The organism is Gilliamella sp. Pas-s95 (assembly GCF_009795795.1).
In the GTDB taxonomy this organism is placed as follows: domain Bacteria; phylum Pseudomonadota; class Gammaproteobacteria; order Enterobacterales; family Orbaceae; genus Gilliamella; species Gilliamella bombicola.
Window position 1 is genome coordinate 13,394 of record NZ_WTFC01000013.1, and the last position, 18,086, is coordinate 31,479.

Here is an 18,086-nt window from a genome sequence, read left to right on the forward strand (position 1 = left end):
CATCCTTATTTTAAAACTCCAAATACCGACAAAATTACACCTATTACCATTACACTTAAAATTAATGTAACTGTATATTTACCTTGGAATTTTTTCACTAAAAAGAATGTGCCTAAAGCAAACATTAAGGTTAAAAAGTTAGGCATCACTTTATCAAACATTTCCTGAATTTTTACTGATTGCTCACCGACATTAATCGACAATGGTGTAGATACTTTCACCGTTGTTGCAATTAAAGAGCCAAGAACCATAACTCCGACTACATTAGCTAGATTACTTATTCTTTGAATAATGTTTGAATTTTTGGATTGTTCAATTAGATCAACTCCTTTATTATATCCATAATGAATAAAAAAATATTTGGTTAATATATTAACTATATTATAGATTAGGAACATCAAAATAGGGCCAATAATATTACCTTGTAGAGCAAAAGCAGCTCCAATACTGCCGCAAATCGGCATCCAAGTAAATTTTAAAAGACTATCTCCTAATCCTGCAAATGGTCCCATTAAACCCGCTTTCACAGAAACAACCGCCTCTTTTTCATCCTCTTTTGTTTTTTCTTCCATTGCAGCTGTCACACCTAAAATTAGTGCATTGGCATTGATTTGACAATTAAAAAATTCTAGGTGGCGATTCATTGCTCGAACACGAGTTTCTTTATCAGCATCATGATAAAGCCTATCCAATACTGGCGTCATACAATGTGCAAAGCCGATCATTTGCATTTTTTCATAGTTATAAGAAAAAGACATCGTTTGTAAATTCCAAAAAATATGATTAAGATCTTTTTTTGTTATTTTTCTTTCATTTATCATAGGTCAAAATCCTCTTCAATGTTATTATTCAATACAGATTTATCATCTTGTTTATAATCATTATTTTTACTGCTCATTGATGCCATATCGTACAGTACAGCAAAAGCTAAAGCGATAAAAGTGATTGGGATAATTGGTAATTTTAAATAAGTAGTTAACATAAAACCAAGGAGGAAAAAAAACCACATTCTGCCTTTTAATAGCATCAATAGTAAAATACAAATACCTACAGCAGGAATTAGTTTAGAAGCAACCCCCATACCTGTGATAATACTTTGCGGGATAGCATCTAAAATTGTTTTAATAAGATCACTACCAAAATAAATAGCTATAAAACAAGGTACAGCACGAATCAAAAACCATACAGGAGTTGAGAAATAATGAACCTTACTTAGTGCTTTATAATTACCATTTTCAACAGCCTGTGTTGCCCAAGGATTAAGAAAGCAGGCAAATGAACGCCATATAATAAGTAATTGTTGACACAGAAGTGATACTGGTACTCCTAAAGCGATACCTGTTGCAATTCCTCCTCCGGTAGTAATTCCAAGTGAAACACCAATAATTGCACCCGCTACAATATCTGGTGCAGAATAAGCTCCAACATTACCAATACCCATCCACATTAATTCTAGTGTTGCACTGATTATGAGCCCTTGAACCATGTCTCCCATGATGATACCTGCAATTGTACCGGTCAATAATGGTCGACGTAACATTTGTGGTCCGACATCATCCATAGAACAAATTCCCGCCCAAATGGCGACAAGAATAGCCTGTGTTAACATAAGTTAACCTCCAAATTATATGACAAATAAATCGTTAAAGTTTAATCAAGCAATGTTTCTAGCTCGATAATTGGATCTTTGGGTACCATTTGAATTTCTACTTTCACATTTTTCTCAATAATGTGTTTAAATGCTTGTTTCTCTTCAGGAGTTACCGAGACCGCTCGTGATAATTGATGTCGTCCTTCTTGCATACGCATTCCCCCTACATTAAGTTTTTCAATTTCTAGACCACCATCAATTAACTTATTTACATCAATACTGTTTGTAAAAAGTAGCATTGTGCGTTTTTTTATAGGTGTTTTTTTGATAATGTCGATAAACTGTTGTACCCCAAAAACCAATACTTTTAATTCTGGAGGGGCTGACATAGTTAAGACTGATTGTTGAACTTTATCCATTGCAACTTTGTCGTTAATAATTAAGACTTGTTCAATATCATAATTTTTTACCCAGGTAGTGATCACTTGACCGTGGATTAGGCGGTCATCTATTCTTGTTAAATTTATTGGCATCATTATCTCCTTACAATAGAGTAGACTGTTCACGTTTGGTATTTAACACTTGTCCAACATCAATACAGCTTTGTGGAAATACTTCTTCAATAGCAATTTTAACGTCATTAAGTGTACCTTCTCGATTATTTAAAACTTCAAGTAATATTGGAATATTGAATCCACAAAAAAGTAAAACTTCCTCATGTTTAAAGAGTAATTCCCCCGCCAAATTACATGGTGTGCCACCTATAATATCAACAAGGATAATTACACCATTACCTTGGTTGAGTGCTTGATAATTCTCCTCCATTTGTTGGCGTAATTCTTCGACATTGCTATCGATTTGAACAGATATCGCACGAATATTTTGTTGTTTGCCCATTAGCATTTGAGCACAATCAAGTGCACCTTGTGCAAATGAACCATGGCTAGCTAAAATAACAGGCAATTGGTTATGCATAATCAATTTCCTTTTTTGATTGTAATATTATTACTTTAAAATTCTATTTATTTGGTAATAAAATTACACCTATACTTAATTTTAGTCATCAATTTTTTTTTAAATTTAAAAAAAATGTGAGCTAGATCATGTTTAATTGTAACTATTTATCAAATAAAAATGTTTTACTAAGTTTATTAGATTTCTATAGAGTTATTAAGTTGATAGATAAAAAGAGGGAGAGCGTAGCTATTGTGTAATAATTTTGAATACTATATCGTTGTAAAGATAGTTAAAATGTCATTAATTGGCATTGAGTGAGTATATTACCGATGAGGATACTTGCGTTCTTCTCTATTTTGAGTTTGTAATAACAAGCGTTCATCATATTTGCGTATAAATAAATTAGTTACAAGAATATTGATAACTGAAATTTGCGACATTTTAGAACGAATTGGAATTAAACGTGAAACATGCTCTGTAGATGTAGTATGTAATATAATATCAGCTAGCATAGAAACCTGGCTTTGCCCCATTTTAGTTATAGCAATTGATGGTACTTTATTTTTTTGTCCTAATTTTAATAACTCTATACATTCTGGTGTTTCTCCCGAGTGCGAAATAATTATAATTAAATCATTTTTATCGAGGGTGCTGACAATACTTTTTTGAATATGTGCATCAAAATGACAATTAACATCTTTTTTTATTTTAATAAGCTGGTATTCAAGCTCTTTACCGACTAACCCACTGCTACTACTACCAAAAATAATAATTTTATTACTAGCAATAATTAGATCTATGGCTTTATCTAGCTCTTTAGGCTTGAGCATTGAATGTGTTTCATCGATGGATGATTTTTCCATTGCTTGTACCTTTCTATTCACATCGATCAAAGTATCATTAAGATTTATATCATCTTGCAAAACATCAGTACTTAGTTTTTGTGGAGAGGATGAAATCAAGTCAACTTTAAAATCACTAAAACCGTTATAATCTAATTTCTTACACAAACGCAAAATAGTGCTTGTACTAACATGGTTAAGTTTAGCTAAGGTTTGAATACTCATATTTTTTAGTGTTTGTGAGTGGTCCATAATGTATTGAGCAACCCTTAACTCTTTTGAAGATAAGTCTTTTTTAACTTCTCTGAATTTTAAATTAATCATAATTTGGCCTATAATTGGAATATAGTTAGCTAAGTATATAAAATTAACATAAAAATAGAAAATATTTTTATAATTCATGTTATTTATATAATTTCAATAAGTTGTTATTATTTTTTGAATTAACTTTGAAACTAATCATTATTTAATATGTATTGAGTTGCTAAAATTTTTTGTTAAAAAGCCGATTATTTGCAATATAGTTAAAAATGAAATGACTGCTGTATTTATAATCTATTTAATCTTGACGATTAGTCCAGCCAGTGCTACTATTTGCAACCTATTCAGATAGACCTCTAAGGCGCGTTGGCAGAGTGGCCATGCTGCGGATTGCAAATCCGTCTACCTCGGTTCGACTCCGGGACGCGCCTCCATTTCATCTTAAATTAATTAATATTCTTAATTATTACTTAGGTTATAGTTAATTTTATAGTCTAATTCATTGGTATTAACTATGAGTTACTTTAATTATCATGCGAAAGCAAAAAAGTTAATCAAGGATGGTCATCTTATTAGGTATGAGTTTGTTGATAATTGGAATGGTATCAAGCCTGCATTAGTTTTATATTTTAGAGAGGCTAACCCCATGCCAATTAGAGAATATCGATGGAATGAATATTTGCCATTGTTGAGTAATGGGGAGAGTTTATTAAAATAAGTAGCTTTGCTTAATAAAGCATTAGGCTGATATGTAAGGCTAATGCTCAAATTACTGTCTCCATAATACTTTGTGTAGCATTAGTTGAAATAGATACTGTTCGAATTAAATTGCCACCACTAATAAATACTCTCAATTTTTGCAAAAAAATAATCCTATTAACTCACCGTGCCAAGTAATTAGTTTAATCTTTGAATTTTTTTCCTTAATTTATTTCCATTTTGCTAAGTTATATCCAAATTCATTTTAGTATTGTAATAGGTATCGCTCCATGCGGCTTTGCCTAAAAAGAATGATTGAAAATTAAAAGAGTGAGAAACATTCGTAAATTTGTTCGAATCTAATCATATTGATTAATAAAACACTTTTTAATGAATGTAGTTTTTGCGTTATATAGCTTGACTATATAATTAATTTGCCAACTGATAGGCTAAAGCGTAAAATGCCCGTCCTATTTTGCTTAATCTATTACTAATTAGTAATACTGACCTGAAATCAGAGGCATTTTTAATGACAAATTTATATGCAAAACCAGAATTACTTTCTCCTGCGGGTTCTTTAAAAAATATGCGCTATGCATTTGCATATGGTGCAGATGCAGTTTACGCAGGCCAACCCCGATATAGTTTGCGGGTTCGTAATAATGAATTCAATCATGAAAATTTAGCAATCGGCATTAACGAAGCTCATGCTCAAGGCAAAAAGTTTTATGTGGTGGTTAATATAGCACCACATAATTCTAAGTTAAAAACTTTTATTCGAGATTTAGAGCCTATTGTAAACATGAAACCGGATGCCTTTATCATGTCAGATCCAGGTTTAATTATGTTGGTTCGTGAACATTTTCCTGAAATGGAAGTGCACTTATCGGTACAATCCAACGCAGTTAACTGGGCAACGGTAAAATTTTGGCATCAAATGGGATTAACTCGCGTGGTATTATCACGTGAATTATCACTGGATGAAATTGCTGAGATCCGTGAAAAAGTGCCCGAAATGGAATTAGAAGTATTTATTCACGGTGCGTTATGTATGGCTTATTCTGGACGCTGTTTGCTTTCAGGTTATATTAATAAGCGTGACTCAAATCAGGGGACATGCACTAATGCATGCCGTTGGGAATATAAAGTAGCTGAAGGTAAAGAAGACGAAGTAGGGCAAATTGTTCATAAATGTGAACCGATACCAGTACAACAAGTCGAGCCAACATTAGGTATAGGTCAAACAACCAATAAAGTATTCATGCTTGAAGAGTCAGGGCGTCCAGGCGAATATATGCAAGCTTTTGAAGATGAACACGGTACATATATTATGAACTCAAAAGATTTAAGAGCTGTGGAGTTAGTCGACGATTTAACTAAAATTGGCGTACATTCGCTCAAAATTGAAGGAAGAACCAAATCTTTTTATTATTGTGCAAGAACGGCGCAAGTGTATCGCCAAGCAATTGATGCGGCGAGTGAAGGTAAACCTTTTGATCCTCGTTTATTACAAGAACTTAATGCACTTGCCCATCGAGGCTATACCGAAGGATTTTTACGCCGTCATAAGCATGAAGAAATGCAAAATTACGAATATAGCCATTCGGTTTCAGAAAGGCAACAATTTGTTGGCGAATTTAGCGGTGAGCGGCTCAATGGCTTAGCTGAAGTTATCGTAAAGAATAAATTTTCTGTTGGGGATAGTGTCGAAATGATGACTCCCAAAGGTAATCAAAACTTCATTATCGAACGTATGGAAAACAAAAAGGGACAACCCGTTCCAGCAGGACTAGGTGATGGTCATATTGTTTATATTCCAATACCTGAAGATATAGATCTTAGTTATGCATTATTAATGCGTAATTTTGATGAGTAAATTGGACCATAAAAACTGTTCGGGATAATCGAACAGTTATTTTAAATCTTATTTTGTTATTGGCGAATTAAATCATCGCCATAACCAATCCATTTATATGTGGTTAAAGCTTCAAGACCCATTGGGCCTCGGGCATGTAATTTTTGAGTGCTAACAGCTACTTCTGCACCTAAACCAAATTGCCCACCATCAGTAAAGCGTGTTGATGCATTGACATAAACTGCAGCTGCATCAACTTGATTTACGAATTGTTCTGCATTAAGTAAGTTGCGTGTGAGAATTGATTCAGAATGACCCGTACCATATTCGCGGATATGCTCTACAGCCAGTTCAAGTGAATCAACAATAATTACGTTTAAATCTTTTGATAACCATTCTTGCCGTAATTCTTCATTTTTTACTGGTAGGATAGTTGCATTACCCGTTTTTAATATGTCATAACAGTTTTGGTCGGTATGTAATACGACGTTATTATCTACCATGACCTGATAAAGTTTTGGTAAAAACTTCTCCGCAATATTTCGATGGACTAGTAACGTTTCAAGCGTATTACAAGTACTTGGACGCTGAGTTTTGGCATTGACAATAATTGGTAGAGCATTATCAAAATCAGCAGTTTCATCAACAAAAATATGACAGACTCCAATACCTCCTGTAATGACGGGTATTGTCGAATATTCACGGCATAATTTATGTAAAGATGCACCACCTCGAGGGATAATCATATCGATATACTTATCGAGTTTAAGTAACTCATGAATATATTTACGATCAGGATTATTAATACATTGAACAGCTGTTTGGGGTAAACCAACTTGTTTTAATGCTTTTTGGATTACAGAAATTGTGGCTGTATTAGTATTGATTGTTTCTTTACCCCCACGAAGTATTGCGGCATTACCCGTTTTTAAACAAAGAGCTACAATATCAATTGTAACATTTGGTCGAGCTTCGTAAATCACACCAATAACTCCAAGTGGCACTCTGTGACGGTGTAACTTTAAGCCATTTTCTAAAGTAGAACCATCAATGATTTGACCAATAGGATCAGTTAATGAAACGACTTTTCGAACATCATTGGCAATAGATGATAGTCGCTCAGGTGTTAAGAGTAGACGATCTAAAATGGCTTCGTTTAAACCTTGCTCTTTCGCCGCTTGGATGTCCTTTTCATTTGCAATGAGTATACTTGCGCTATGCTGTTCTAATAAATCAGCAATAACCACCAAACTGTTATTTTTTATTGAGGTAGGACATTGTGCTAGTTGATATGAAGCAAGTCTAGCAGTTTTACCCATTTGCTGTAACATTTTTATCACCACTATTTTATATTGCTATTTGATTGTTTTATATTATTTATTTCTTTTAGTAATGATTGTTTATCATCATCAGTCATATAATTTAAATCTATCAAAATTTGCTTATGAAAAGTATTTTGTTTGTAGTCTATTATTAAAAAATTATTTTCTTTAATAATAGACTCAATATTTTTTAATAGGATGCAATTCATTTTATTACTTTCATTGCTTCGCATCAAAGCATAGACAAGAAAAAACAACGCAAAAAACAATAAATCAATTATTCTTAACTTACTGTTTTTTCCTACTGTTATATAGGTTTGACCCAAAATAATGTATTTTTCCGAACCACGCAGCAATAAATAAATAATCATAAATATTATTGCTATACCTAATTGTAATGGCAGTTTTAAGGTTAAAGCAAGATATAAAAAAATAACTAAAACTATAGATAATAGAATAATGCCATTTTTTATATATTTTCGTTGATAAAATACTAAGTCTTGATTTTCTTTTTTCCAGTTATTTGAATAACTATTAACTTCAATACTCAATTTTCTTTCTTCCCACTTTTTTGTTTGATAATAGTATTTTGTATTAAACGTAATTGTAATATTTTTAACATGAATTTGTATATTTATAAATCATAAAATAATCAGGTTGATTTATTTTTTGAGAATTGGAAAATATTAGTTTTTTTATTGGCTTGCTTTTATTTATACTTTAAAAACAAATACGTAATTTATCTAAAATTACTTTTTTTACGTCATTTTTTAAAAAATTTAAATGGATTTTTAAAGTGAATTTTTTACGAGTGATTTTATTGCAATATGAATAAATTCTTTTTTATTTCATATTTGACAGATTAATTTTTTACTACGGGGGAAAGCCCAAATTAACTCTAAAGTTATGAGAAAAAATATTGCCTTATTGTTTAATTATCATATCATCTCGATGAACTGCAACAGGACCATATTCATAACCAATAATTTTGTAAATTTCTTGCGAATGATGCCCTGCAATTTGTCTTAAAGCATCACTGTTATAACGGCTAACACCTCGAGCAATATGTTTGCCTAAGCTATCACATATATCAATAACTTCACCGCGCGAAAAGTCCTTTTCAACTTTTAGAATACCTTTAGGTAATAGCGAACCGCCATTATTTAAAATCGCATTAACAGCACCATCATCTAATAACACTTTGCCTGCTTTAGGTGCGCCAAATAACCAGTGTTTTCGATGTTCTAATGGTGTCTTTTGAGCAATAAATCGTGTACCAACAGGGTGATTATTGATAATATCAATAATCACATTGGCTCTGTTTCCTGCCGCAATCATAACTTCAATACCCGCACTACCAGCAACTTTTGCTGCTTGTAGTTTTGTTGTCATACCACCAGTGCCAAGCCCTGAAACACTATCACCAGCAATGCTTAGTAATTTATCATCAATGTGATCTACTTCATGAATTAACTTGGCATTTACATCTGCTCTTGGATCGGCTGTATAGAGTCCTTCAATGTCGGTTAATAAAATCAGCTTATCAGCTTCGGCTAAAATTGCTGCTAGCGCTGATAAATTATCATTGTCTCCAACTTTTATTTCGGCGGTTGCAACAGCATCATTTTCGTTAATGACCGGAATGATATGATTATCCAACATGGCTTTTAACACATCTTGCGCATTTAAAAATCGTTCACGATCTTCAAGGTCGGCACGGGTAAGTAACATTTGGCCAATATAGATTTTATAGATAGAAAACAGTTGTTCCCAAAGCTGTATTAATTTACTTTGACCAACCGATGCAAGCAATTGTTTTGATGCAACAGTATTAGGTAGAGTAGGGAAGTTTAAGTATTCGCGACCAGCTGCAATTGCGCCAGAAGTAACAATAATAATTTTATGTCCATCTTGATGTAAACATGCACATTGTCTTATCAGCTCAACTATTCGTGCCCGATCGAGTTGTTTTGAGCCAGCAGTTAACACACTGGTACCTAATTTAACAACAACAATTTGTTGTTTTTTATTGATCATAACATTGCTCTTATTTTTAATCGTGTATTATAAAATAGACTCCATCCATTTTACTGATTGAGTAAACGCTTGATGCAAACTTGTTTGTAACTGTTTTTTAGACACTGTTACTATTTTATTTTGTTTAATTGAATGAATCAATTTTGCTTCACAAAGATTACTTAGCTTATCATCCTCAAATATAATATTCATGACTGGCACATGGCAAGCATGAGTTAAAAGGCCTTGATTTTTTAGTGAAAAGTATTTCAGTTCTGCCGCTAATTGCTGATTGGATACCGAAGGTAATGCCAAGCGACTTGCGAGCATATCTTTGTAGCTATTAGGTAGATTTTTTTGCAGCTCATTATCAACAAAAATTTGGTGAACAAATGGAGTGAAGTTAAACAATCCTTTTATTTTATTTGGCATTAAATAGGCCAAACGTGTAGCAATATGCGAACCAAAACGAAAGCCTGCAACAAAAACACGATGATCATCAACCCATGGTACAGAGGATAATTGCTCTAATATAGCTTGATGAATTTGGCTACTATTTTGTGTTAAAGCAAAGTTACGGCTATACCCAACTGTCGGTAAGTCAACAGTTAACATAGCAAATCCATGTGGGGCTAAAAACTCACTAAAATAACGATAGTAATCGATCTGCAAATTACCTAATGCATTACAGATTAGCACAACAGGGCAAACTTTTTCAGTTTTTGGTAGATGCAAAATTGCTTTGACGCTACGATTATCAACCTTAAATTCAAGCTCTTTAATCAAAAGAGGGGAAAAACTAAGCGCTTTAGTATAAGCTTGATAAGCACAAGTTTGGGCATACATTGCCAGTTCATCATTTTTAAAATGAGGATAACTGGCGATACTTGAAAATTCACTAGCAATAAGGTAATAATTGAGTAAATTGTTTTTATCTTCATTGGTAAGATTAGTTTTATCAATCGACTCTGCTTTAGCTTGCCAGATTGCTGCTTGGTTTAAAAATTCATAAACCCAGTTGCCAGATTGATAACCAACAACGGTGTCTAACCAGTTATCATTTGTATGATGCCTAGTTGAAGCGGCAATTTTGGATAAAACCGCTTCAGCTTCTAATTTAGGCAAACCACGCCAATGCCACAAAATGGGATTAATAATACGATACCATCTTGAATCAATTTCACCATCTAACGCACTAATGCTACTGCCATCACTACTATCGATACGATTTATGAGTGTTGAAGTTTCTGGATAATCAAATTGTGGTTTGAATATCTGTGCCGTTAGATTTTCGGTAGTTGCCATAACAACTTTAATTTCCCTATTGATTATTTATGATCACAAATTGGTTTAACGAACATCACTCCAGTATCCCAAGGTTGTTCGATCCAGGTATCTTGAGCGATATCGACAACATAATCATCAACAAGTGGTTTACCTGCAGGTTTTGCAAAAATAGTAACAAAGTGTGCTTTTGGATACATTTCGCGGATAGTGTGAGCGGTGTTACCTGTATCGACTAAATCATCAACGACAATAAAGCCTTCACCATCGCCATTGGCCTGTTTTAATATTAGTTTTTCTCGTTGATGATCATGATCGTAACTTGAAATACAAACCGTATCGACATAACGAATACTTAATTCACGCGCTAAGATAGCCGCCGGAACTAATCCACCACGACTAACGGCAATAATACCTTTCCATTGATTAGCAGGTAATAAGCGTTCTGAAAGTTGGCGCCCGTAGGATTGTAACATTTCCCAAGTGACATTGAATTTTTTCTTTTCAGCAATAAGTTCTGCTTTGTGTTGTTTTTTTGCTTGGATTTCTTGTTCAGTTAATAAAGTTTGTTCTGTTGACATGTGTAACCTGCAATTTTAATCGGATGTAAGAATAAATAAATATTAATGGATTAAAAATAGATGTAAAATTGCACCTTATTATAGAGTGATTAGTTAAAAAAAACCACTCATTAATTTATTACTTACTTAATAATTGAGGTTATATTATGCTTTCTACCTTAACACCTAAATTTGTTTGGCAGATTTTTAATGATATTTGTAAAATCCCCCACCCATCTCACCATGAACAAATGATCACCAAATATATTGTCGATTTTGCCAATACTCATCATATCGATTGCAAACTTGATAAAGTGGGTAATATTTTATTAACAAAGCCTGCGACCAAAGGCATGGAAGCGTGCCCGTCGATTGCATTACAGGCACATATGGATATGGTGCCACAAAAAAACGAAGGCACTAGTCACAATTTTTTAACCGACCCAATACAAGCTTATGTTGATGGTGAATGGGTAAAAGCTAAAGGTACTACATTGGGTGCTGATAATGGAGTCGGACTTGCTTCTGCGCTTGCTGTTTTAATTGATCCAGCAGTTGAACATGGACCAATTGAAGTATTGGTAACCGTATCAGAAGAAACGGGTATGCATGGCGCCTTTGGTTTACAACCAGATTGGCTAAAAAGCCAATATTTAATTAACACAGATTCTGAAGACGAAGGTGAAATATTTACTGGATGTGCTGGTGGTGTTGACTTTACATCGACTTTTTCTATTACTTATGCAGTAATACCTGAAAAACATGATTGTTATATGAGCATTTCGCTTAAAGGGTTAAAAGGTGGCCATTCAGGTTGTGATATTCACCTTGGTCGTGGTAATGCAATAAAATTAATGGCTCGCTTTTTAGCGCAATATGCGCAAGATGTCTCATTTAGATTAGCCGATATCAAAGGTGGATCATTACGTAATGCTATTCCAAGAGAAGCCTTTGCTGAAATCACGCTAAACAAACAGGATTTACCTAAATTAGAGGCTATTATCAAGCAATATCAAACTATTTTACATAATGAGTTAGGGCATGTAGAACCCGCTATTGAAATAACATTATCAGAGGTTGAATCCAATAAAGTAAAACGCATATTAACCACTGAACATCAAGATAAGATCATTAATTGGTTAAATACAGCACCTAATGGTGTGGTTAGAATGAGTGATCAGCTTCATGGTGTGGTTGAAACATCACTTAATTTAGGTATTGTCAGTATTGACGATAACCAATTTAATACCCATTTTTTAATTCGCTCTCAAGTCGATAGTGCTAAGGATGCTGTTGTATCAACACTGATATCACTTAGCCAACTCGTGAATGCCAATTATGAAATAAGTGGTGGTTATTCAGGATGGGAACCTAATTTAGATTCACAATTACTAAAACTGGCCAAAGATAAATATCATGAAATTTTTTCTCAGCAAGCGAAAATAATGGTGATTCATGCTGGGCTTGAATGCGGTCTATTTAAGCAAAGTTATCCACATATGGATATGATTTCAATTGGGCCAACGATTGTTTCGCCACATTCTCCAGATGAAAAGGTCAATATTCAAAGTGTTTATCGTTATTGGGAATTATTAGTAGCGATATTAAAATCAGCAAGTCTTTTAAAATAATCTACCGCGTTGCCTGCCGATCTTTATCGGTAGGTATCTAAAGTTGTTTGCTTGTATTTACTCAAGAAAATAAAATCATAAATTAGATTTACTTAAAATAGTAAGAAAAAATCTCCCCAAAAAACAAAAATGAAATTAAATTCATAAAAAGTGAATAAAAATTCATTTTGACACTTGTAATAGCCTTATAAATAACCTACTATATACAAATTATTGTATAAAAAATAGATAAGGATAGGTATGTTAAAGGCCATTATTGTAGGAGCAAGTGGTTATGCCGGTGCGAAATTAGCTTATTATTTACATAAGCATCCGCATATAGAACTTATTGCTTTAACAGTATCAGAAAACAGCCAAGATGGTGGTAAGCTTATTTCTGATTACGATTTACATCCCCAGTTAAAAGGTGTTGTTGATTTACCACTTATAGCCACTGCGGATTATTCGGCTTATATTAATGATGTCGATATCGTTTTTTTAGCTACTGAACATGCCGTTAGTCACGATATCGCCCCTTATTTCTTAGAACATGGTTGTACCGTTTTTGATTTATCTGGTGCGTTTAGAGTCAATTCCACCACTTTTTATACTGATTATTATGGCTTTACCCACCAACATCCAAAATGGTTAGACAAGGCCGTTTATGGCTTAGCTGAATGGAATAGTGAACAGATCAAAAGTGCTCAACTTATTGCAGTACCAGGGTGTTATCCTACCGCTTCGCAATTACCTCTTAAACCATTAATTAAAGAAGAACTACTAGACAGTTCACAATGGCCTGTCATTAATGCCGTCAGTGGTGTGAGTGGTGCTGGGCGAAAACCTGCGCATAATAATATATTTTGCGAAGTGAGCTTACATGCTTATGGGTTATTTACTCATCGCCATCAACCCGAAATTGCGACACATTTAGGGCAAGAAGTGATCTTTACACCTCATTTAGGTAGTTTTAAACAAGGTATTCATGCCACTATAACTTGCCGAGTAAAAGAAGGCGTAACATCACAAGATATTCTTACGGCTTTAAATAAATATTACCAAAATAAACCTTTAATCAGAGTCTATCAAAAAAATTGGCCGGCATTAAAATCTGTCATTGGTTTGCCTTATTGCGATATTGGCTTTGTATTAAAAGATCGCCATTTAATATTAATTTCTGTTGAAGACAACTTATTAAAAGGCGCAGCAGCACAAGCAGTGCAGTGTATGAACATTCGATATGGATTTGATGAAACCACATCATTATTATAAAAATGGATGAAATTATATTTAAATTCTGTAAAAAATTATTGAATAAATAAGCAGTAAGTTAAATTAATAGGAAACTAAAATGAAACCATTAATTATAAAGCTTGGTGGTGTATTACTCGATAACAAAGATGCTCTAAGTAAGTTATTTGTTGTTATTCGTGAATATAAAAAGAATTTTCAGCGGTCACTAATTATTGTGCATGGTGGTGGTACAGTGGTCGATTCACTAATGGATAGACTCTCTTTGCCCGTGGTACGTCGAAATGGACTACGAGTTACCCCTGCTGACCAAATTGACGTTATTGTCGGTAGCCTTGCTGGCAGTGCCAATACCACTTTATTATCAGAAGCTAAAAAACAGCAAATAGCTAGTGTGGGACTCTGCTTAGCTGATGGTAATAGTGTAGACGTCAAGCAAATTTCGGAAGATCTTGGTTATGTTGGCGAAGCCAAAACCGGCGATCCTACATTAATAAACCTACTTGTTAATGCCGGTTACTTACCCATTGTCAGCTCGATTGGTATCACTGAAGAAGGGCAAATGATGAATGTCAATGCTGATCATGCTGCGGTCGCGCTAGCTAAAACCTTAAATGCTGACTTGATATTGCTATCTGATGTGGTTGGCGTACTTGATGAAAACAAGCAACGCATTGAATCACTAACGCAATCACAAGCCGATCAGCTGATTGCCAAAGGTATTATTACAGAGGGTATGCTCGTAAAAGTCAATTCCGCTTTTGAAGCTGCCAAAGCCTTAGGACGACCGATTGCAATTGCTAGTTGGAAAGAGTCTGACCAACTGGTTCAATTATTTAACGGCCAATCAGGTACAACAGGCACAAGAATTATTGCTTAAATATTAAGCTGATATTATATTAAACTGGTTAGCTATATTTAACAATTTAAAGTAAAGGTCTCTAACTCATTTTTTACCGTAAGTTAATTTAGAAAGGGTGTAGCATGAAAAAAAGTGGAACAAAAAAGGTTGTATTGGCTTATTCAGGCGGTTTGGATACATCGGCGATTATTCCTTGGTTAAAAGAAAATTATGGCGGGTGTGAAGTTTATGCATTCGTTGCTAATGTAGGTCAAGATCCAAAAGAATTAAAAGATGTAGAAAAAAAAGCCAAAGCATCGGGTGCAGTTGCTTGTAAAGTTGTTGATTTACGAGAAGAATTTGTTAAAGACTATGTATATCCCGTCTTAAAAACAGGGGCTTTATACGAAGGTACTTATTATCTTGGTACTTCGATGGCTCGTCCAATTATTGCTAAGGCACAAGTGGAATATGCGCTAGAGGTTGGCGCTGATACATTATGCCATGGTGCAACGGGTAAAGGTAATGACCAAGTACGTTTTGAAACTACTTATACTGCACTCGCGCCACAACTTAAAGTGATTGCACCTTGGCGTGAATGGGATCTACGTTCACGTGAAGCATTAATTGATTATTTAAAAGTTCGTAAAATTCCAACTACTGCAACCGTTGAAAAAATTTATAGTCGTGACGAAAATGCATGGCATATCTCAACCGAAGGCGGCGTGTTAGAAAGCACATGGAACCAAGCTAATGCTGATTGCTGGGCTTGGACTGTTTCGCCAGAAGAAGCGCCAGACAAACCAGAATTAGTGACCATTGGCATTGAAAAAGGTGAAGTGATTTCAGTCAATGGTAAAAAATTATCGCCTTACAACTGTGTTGCAACATTAAATAAAATTGGTGCAAAACATGGTGTTGGGCGAGTTGATATTATTGAAAATCGCCTAGTTGGCATTAAATCACGGGGTTGTTATGAAACGCCTGGCGGCACAATCATGATGACAGCATTACGCGGTTTAGAACAATTAATCTTAGATCGTGACAGCTTTAAATGGCGCGAACAACTTGGTTTAGAAATGGCATACGTTGTTTACGATGGACGCTGGTTTGCTCCATATCGTCGATCAATTCAAGCCGCAGCCGAAGTTTTAGCGCAAGATATGACAGGCGAAGTAGTGGTTAAACTTTATAAAGGTAATGCGACTGCGGTACAAAAGCAATCACCAAATAGCTTATACAGCGAAGAGTTTGCCACATTTGGTGAAGATGAAGTTTATGATCATAGCCATGCTGGTGGGTTTATTCGTCTATTCTCGTTATCATCACGTATACGTGCATTAAATGAAGAAAAACAAAAACAACCTGCAAAAAAAGCTAAAACAGCTAAATCCGCCACTAACACAAAAACAGCAGCTAAAAAATCAACAACAAAAACGAAAAAGTAAACGCTAATGCGCAAATAAAAAAGTGATAATAATAAATATATACAGGTTAAACCCTGTATATATTATTTTTATTCTTGATAAAATTTAAATTATTTAAGCAATTATTGAAGATAATATTGAGGTAATTATGGCATTATGGGGAGGACGTTTTAGTCAAGCGGCAGATCAACGATTTAAGCATTTTAATGATTCATTACGCTTTGACTATCGTCTTGCAGAGCAAGATATCATGGGTTCAATTGCTTGGTCAAAAGCATTGGTGACGGTTAACGTTATATCTTATGATGAACAAAAAAAATTAGAAAAAGCCTTAAATGAATTACTGATTTCGGTTCAACAAGATCCCAAACAGATTTTACAAAGTGATGCCGAAGATATACACAGTTGGGTTGAACAAAAACTGATCGAAAAAATTGGCGATTTAGGTAAAAAATTACATACAGGCCGAAGCCGTAACGACCAATCAACGACCGATTTAAAACTATGGTGTAAAGATCAGATTCCTTATTTAATTAGTACGATTAATCACTTGCGACAATCTCTGGTTATAACTGCCGAACAGCATCAAAATGCGATTATGCCCGGTTACACCCACTTGCAACGTGCTCAACCAATTACTTTTGCTCACTGGTGCTTAGCTTATTTTGAAATGCTTAGCCGTGATGTCAGTCGCTTACAAGATACACTAAAACGCTTAGACGTTAGCCCATTAGGTTCAGGTGCATTAGCCGGAACCGCCTATCCGATGGATCGTGAGCAATTGGCGCATTGGTTAGGGTTTGCTCAAGCAACTAATAATAGTTTAGATTCGGTGTCTGATCGTGATCATATTGTTGAATTATTAAATAACGCCTCAATAGGCATGGTACATCTATCGCGTTTTGCTGAAGATCTTATTATTTTCAACAGTGGCGAAGCCAACTTTGTTGAGTTATCAGATCGCGTTACGTCAGGTTCTTCACTCATGCCACAAAAAAAGAATCCCGATGCATTAGAACTGATTCGCGGCAAAGTAGGGCGGGTTACGGGTGCTCTAATGGGAACACTCATGACTATCAAAGGTTTACCGCTTGCTTATAATAAAGATCTACAAGAAGACAAAGAACACCTATTTGATGCGCTCGACACTTGGCAAGAATGTTTAGATATGGCCACACTAGTGTTAGAAGATATCAACATTAACTATACAAACTGCCAAGAAGCCGCTAAACAAGGTTATTCAAATGCAACCGAACTTGCTGATTATTTAGTTGCCAAAGGCATACCATTCCGCGAAGCTCATCACATTGTTGGCGAAGCCGTTGTTGATGCGATAGCAAAGCAAAAAGCACTCGAAGAACTCTCACTTGCAGAACTACAAAAATTCAGCCCCGTGATCAATAATGATGTCTATCCAATATTATCGTTAGAATCATGCTTAGCTAAACGTTGTGCTAAAGGTGGCGTTGCACCACAGCAGGTGAAATCAGCGATTGAAGTTGCCAAGCAACAACTTTCATAATCACCTATATCAATCTAATTACAACCATGCCGGCATTCGCCGGTTTTT

16 protein-coding genes, 1 tRNA gene and 1 pseudogene are annotated in these 18,086 nt (G+C 34.6%); 8 read left to right on the forward strand and 10 right to left on the reverse strand.

Annotation, left to right across the window (positions count from 1 at the left end; genetic code table 11):
• Positions 1–5: 5 nt before the first annotated feature.
• The 5 genes from GQ598_RS04955 to GQ598_RS04975 form a co-directional block, all read right to left on the reverse strand.
• Entirely contained in the window at positions 6–821 is an 816-nt protein-coding gene (locus tag GQ598_RS04955; RefSeq protein WP_160402615.1) for a PTS system mannose/fructose/sorbose family transporter subunit IID, read from the reverse strand.
• The gene (locus GQ598_RS04960) at positions 818–1,609 is read right to left on the reverse strand and encodes a PTS sugar transporter subunit IIC (protein WP_160402616.1); all 792 of its coding nucleotides are present in this window, start codon (positions 1,607–1,609) and stop codon (positions 818–820) included. Before GQ598_RS04960 ends, GQ598_RS04955 begins: the two co-directional genes overlap by 4 nt.
• A 41-nt stretch (positions 1,610–1,650) precedes the next feature.
• Positions 1,651–2,124 (reverse strand): PTS sugar transporter subunit IIB, encoded by a 474-nt coding sequence (locus GQ598_RS04965; RefSeq protein ID WP_160402663.1) that lies wholly within the window; start codon positions 2,122–2,124, stop codon positions 1,651–1,653.
• Positions 2,125–2,134: 10 nt separating this feature from the next.
• Positions 2,135–2,566, reverse strand: a complete 432-nt coding sequence (locus tag GQ598_RS04970) for a PTS sugar transporter subunit IIA (RefSeq protein ID WP_160402617.1) — start codon at positions 2,564–2,566, stop codon at positions 2,135–2,137.
• A gap of 305 nt (positions 2,567–2,871) precedes the next feature.
• Positions 2,872–3,714 (reverse strand): MurR/RpiR family transcriptional regulator, encoded by an 843-nt coding sequence (locus GQ598_RS04975; protein ID WP_160402618.1) that lies wholly within the window; start codon positions 3,712–3,714, stop codon positions 2,872–2,874.
• Positions 3,715–4,011: 297 nt separating this feature from the next.
• Here GQ598_RS04975 and GQ598_RS04980 point away from each other — a divergent pair.
• The 3 genes from GQ598_RS04980 (at position 4,012) to yegQ (ending at position 6,226) form a co-directional block, all read left to right on the forward strand.
• A tRNA-Cys gene (locus GQ598_RS04980) sits at positions 4,012–4,085 on the forward strand.
• An 80-nt stretch (positions 4,086–4,165) separates the two neighbouring features.
• The gene (locus tag GQ598_RS04985) at positions 4,166–4,369 is read left to right on the forward strand and encodes a thermostable hemolysin delta-VPH (protein ID WP_160402619.1); all 204 of its coding nucleotides are present in this window, start codon (positions 4,166–4,168) and stop codon (positions 4,367–4,369) included.
• Between the two features lie 510 nt (positions 4,370–4,879).
• Positions 4,880–6,226, forward strand: coding sequence for a tRNA 5-hydroxyuridine modification protein YegQ (yegQ, locus tag GQ598_RS04990; protein ID WP_160402620.1), 1,347 nt, complete (start codon positions 4,880–4,882; stop codon positions 6,224–6,226).
• Positions 6,227–6,282: 56 nt separating this feature from the next.
• On the opposite strand, the gene proA is transcribed toward yegQ, so the two are convergent.
• The 5 genes from proA to gpt all read right to left on the reverse strand — a co-directional run bounded on the left by proA (position 6,283) and on the right by gpt (position 11,408).
• Complete coding sequence (gene proA, locus GQ598_RS04995; RefSeq protein WP_160402621.1) at positions 6,283–7,536, reverse strand: glutamate-5-semialdehyde dehydrogenase; 1,254 nt, start codon at positions 7,534–7,536, stop codon at positions 6,283–6,285.
• Positions 7,537–7,547: 11 nt separating this feature from the next.
• Entirely contained in the window at positions 7,548–8,078 is a 531-nt protein-coding gene (locus tag GQ598_RS05000; RefSeq protein WP_160402622.1) for a hypothetical protein, read from the reverse strand.
• A gap of 373 nt (positions 8,079–8,451) precedes the next feature.
• Positions 8,452–9,564 carry a glutamate 5-kinase gene (gene proB / locus GQ598_RS05005; protein WP_160402623.1) on the reverse strand — a complete coding sequence of 371 codons (1,113 nt, stop codon included), beginning with the start codon at positions 9,562–9,564 and terminating at the stop codon, positions 8,452–8,454.
• Positions 9,565–9,591: 27 nt separating this feature from the next.
• Positions 9,592–10,848: an alpha/beta hydrolase gene (locus tag GQ598_RS05010; RefSeq protein ID WP_160402624.1), complete on the reverse strand. Its 1,257-nt coding sequence runs from the start codon at positions 10,846–10,848 to the stop codon at positions 9,592–9,594.
• 23 nt (positions 10,849–10,871) lie between these two features.
• Positions 10,872–11,408, reverse strand: a complete 537-nt coding sequence (gpt, locus tag GQ598_RS05015; RefSeq protein ID WP_091346754.1) for a xanthine phosphoribosyltransferase — start codon at positions 11,406–11,408, stop codon at positions 10,872–10,874.
• Between the two features lie 146 nt (positions 11,409–11,554).
• Between gpt and GQ598_RS05020 the strand changes: the two genes are divergently transcribed.
• The 5 genes and pseudogenes from GQ598_RS05020 to argH all read left to right on the forward strand — a co-directional run bounded on the left by GQ598_RS05020 (position 11,555) and on the right by argH (position 18,038).
• A complete protein-coding gene (locus GQ598_RS05020) occupies positions 11,555–13,018 on the forward strand; it encodes an aminoacyl-histidine dipeptidase (RefSeq protein ID WP_160402625.1) in 1,464 nt (487 codons plus the stop codon).
• Positions 13,019–13,258: 240 nt separating this feature from the next.
• Positions 13,259–14,269, forward strand: coding sequence for an N-acetyl-gamma-glutamyl-phosphate reductase (gene argC / locus GQ598_RS05025; protein ID WP_160402626.1), 1,011 nt, complete (start codon positions 13,259–13,261; stop codon positions 14,267–14,269).
• A gap of 79 nt (positions 14,270–14,348) precedes the next feature.
• Entirely contained in the window at positions 14,349–15,128 is a 780-nt protein-coding gene (argB, locus tag GQ598_RS05030; protein ID WP_160402627.1) for an acetylglutamate kinase, read from the forward strand.
• A 104-nt stretch (positions 15,129–15,232) separates the two neighbouring features.
• A pseudogene (locus tag GQ598_RS05035) lies at positions 15,233–16,450 on the forward strand (argininosuccinate synthase); the annotation flags it as partial.
• 214 nt (positions 16,451–16,664) lie between these two features.
• A complete protein-coding gene (gene argH / locus GQ598_RS05040) occupies positions 16,665–18,038 on the forward strand; it encodes an argininosuccinate lyase (RefSeq protein ID WP_160402629.1) in 1,374 nt (457 codons plus the stop codon).
• The last annotated feature ends 48 nt before the right edge of the window (positions 18,039–18,086 follow it).

Excerpts from the sequence above, each read along its gene's own strand:
- GQ598_RS04955 (WP_160402615.1), bottom strand. The coding sequence starts at position 821 with ATGATAAATGAAAGAAAAATAACAAAAAAAGATCTTAATCATATTTTT.
- GQ598_RS04960 (WP_160402616.1), bottom strand. The coding sequence starts at position 1,609 with ATGTTAACACAGGCTATTCTTGTCGCCATTTGGGCGGGAATTTGTTCT.
- GQ598_RS04965 (WP_160402663.1), bottom strand. The coding sequence starts at position 2,124 with ATGCCAATAAATTTAACAAGAATAGATGACCGCCTAATCCACGGTCAA.
- GQ598_RS04970 (WP_160402617.1), bottom strand. The coding sequence starts at position 2,566 with ATGCATAACCAATTGCCTGTTATTTTAGCTAGCCATGGTTCATTTGCA.
- GQ598_RS04975 (WP_160402618.1), bottom strand. The coding sequence starts at position 3,714 with ATGATTAATTTAAAATTCAGAGAAGTTAAAAAAGACTTATCTTCAAAA.
- GQ598_RS04985 (WP_160402619.1), top strand. The coding sequence starts at position 4,166 with ATGAGTTACTTTAATTATCATGCGAAAGCAAAAAAGTTAATCAAGGAT.
- yegQ (WP_160402620.1), top strand. The coding sequence starts at position 4,880 with ATGACAAATTTATATGCAAAACCAGAATTACTTTCTCCTGCGGGTTCT.
- proA (WP_160402621.1), bottom strand. The coding sequence starts at position 7,536 with ATGTTACAGCAAATGGGTAAAACTGCTAGACTTGCTTCATATCAACTA.
- proB (WP_160402623.1), bottom strand. The coding sequence starts at position 9,564 with ATGATCAATAAAAAACAACAAATTGTTGTTGTTAAATTAGGTACCAGT.
- GQ598_RS05010 (WP_160402624.1), bottom strand. The coding sequence starts at position 10,848 with ATGGCAACTACCGAAAATCTAACGGCACAGATATTCAAACCACAATTT.
- gpt (WP_091346754.1), bottom strand. The coding sequence starts at position 11,408 with ATGTCAACAGAACAAACTTTATTAACTGAACAAGAAATCCAAGCAAAA.
- GQ598_RS05020 (WP_160402625.1), top strand. The coding sequence starts at position 11,555 with ATGCTTTCTACCTTAACACCTAAATTTGTTTGGCAGATTTTTAATGAT.
- argC (WP_160402626.1), top strand. The coding sequence starts at position 13,259 with ATGTTAAAGGCCATTATTGTAGGAGCAAGTGGTTATGCCGGTGCGAAA.
- argB (WP_160402627.1), top strand. The coding sequence starts at position 14,349 with ATGAAACCATTAATTATAAAGCTTGGTGGTGTATTACTCGATAACAAA.
- argH (WP_160402629.1), top strand. The coding sequence starts at position 16,665 with ATGGCATTATGGGGAGGACGTTTTAGTCAAGCGGCAGATCAACGATTT.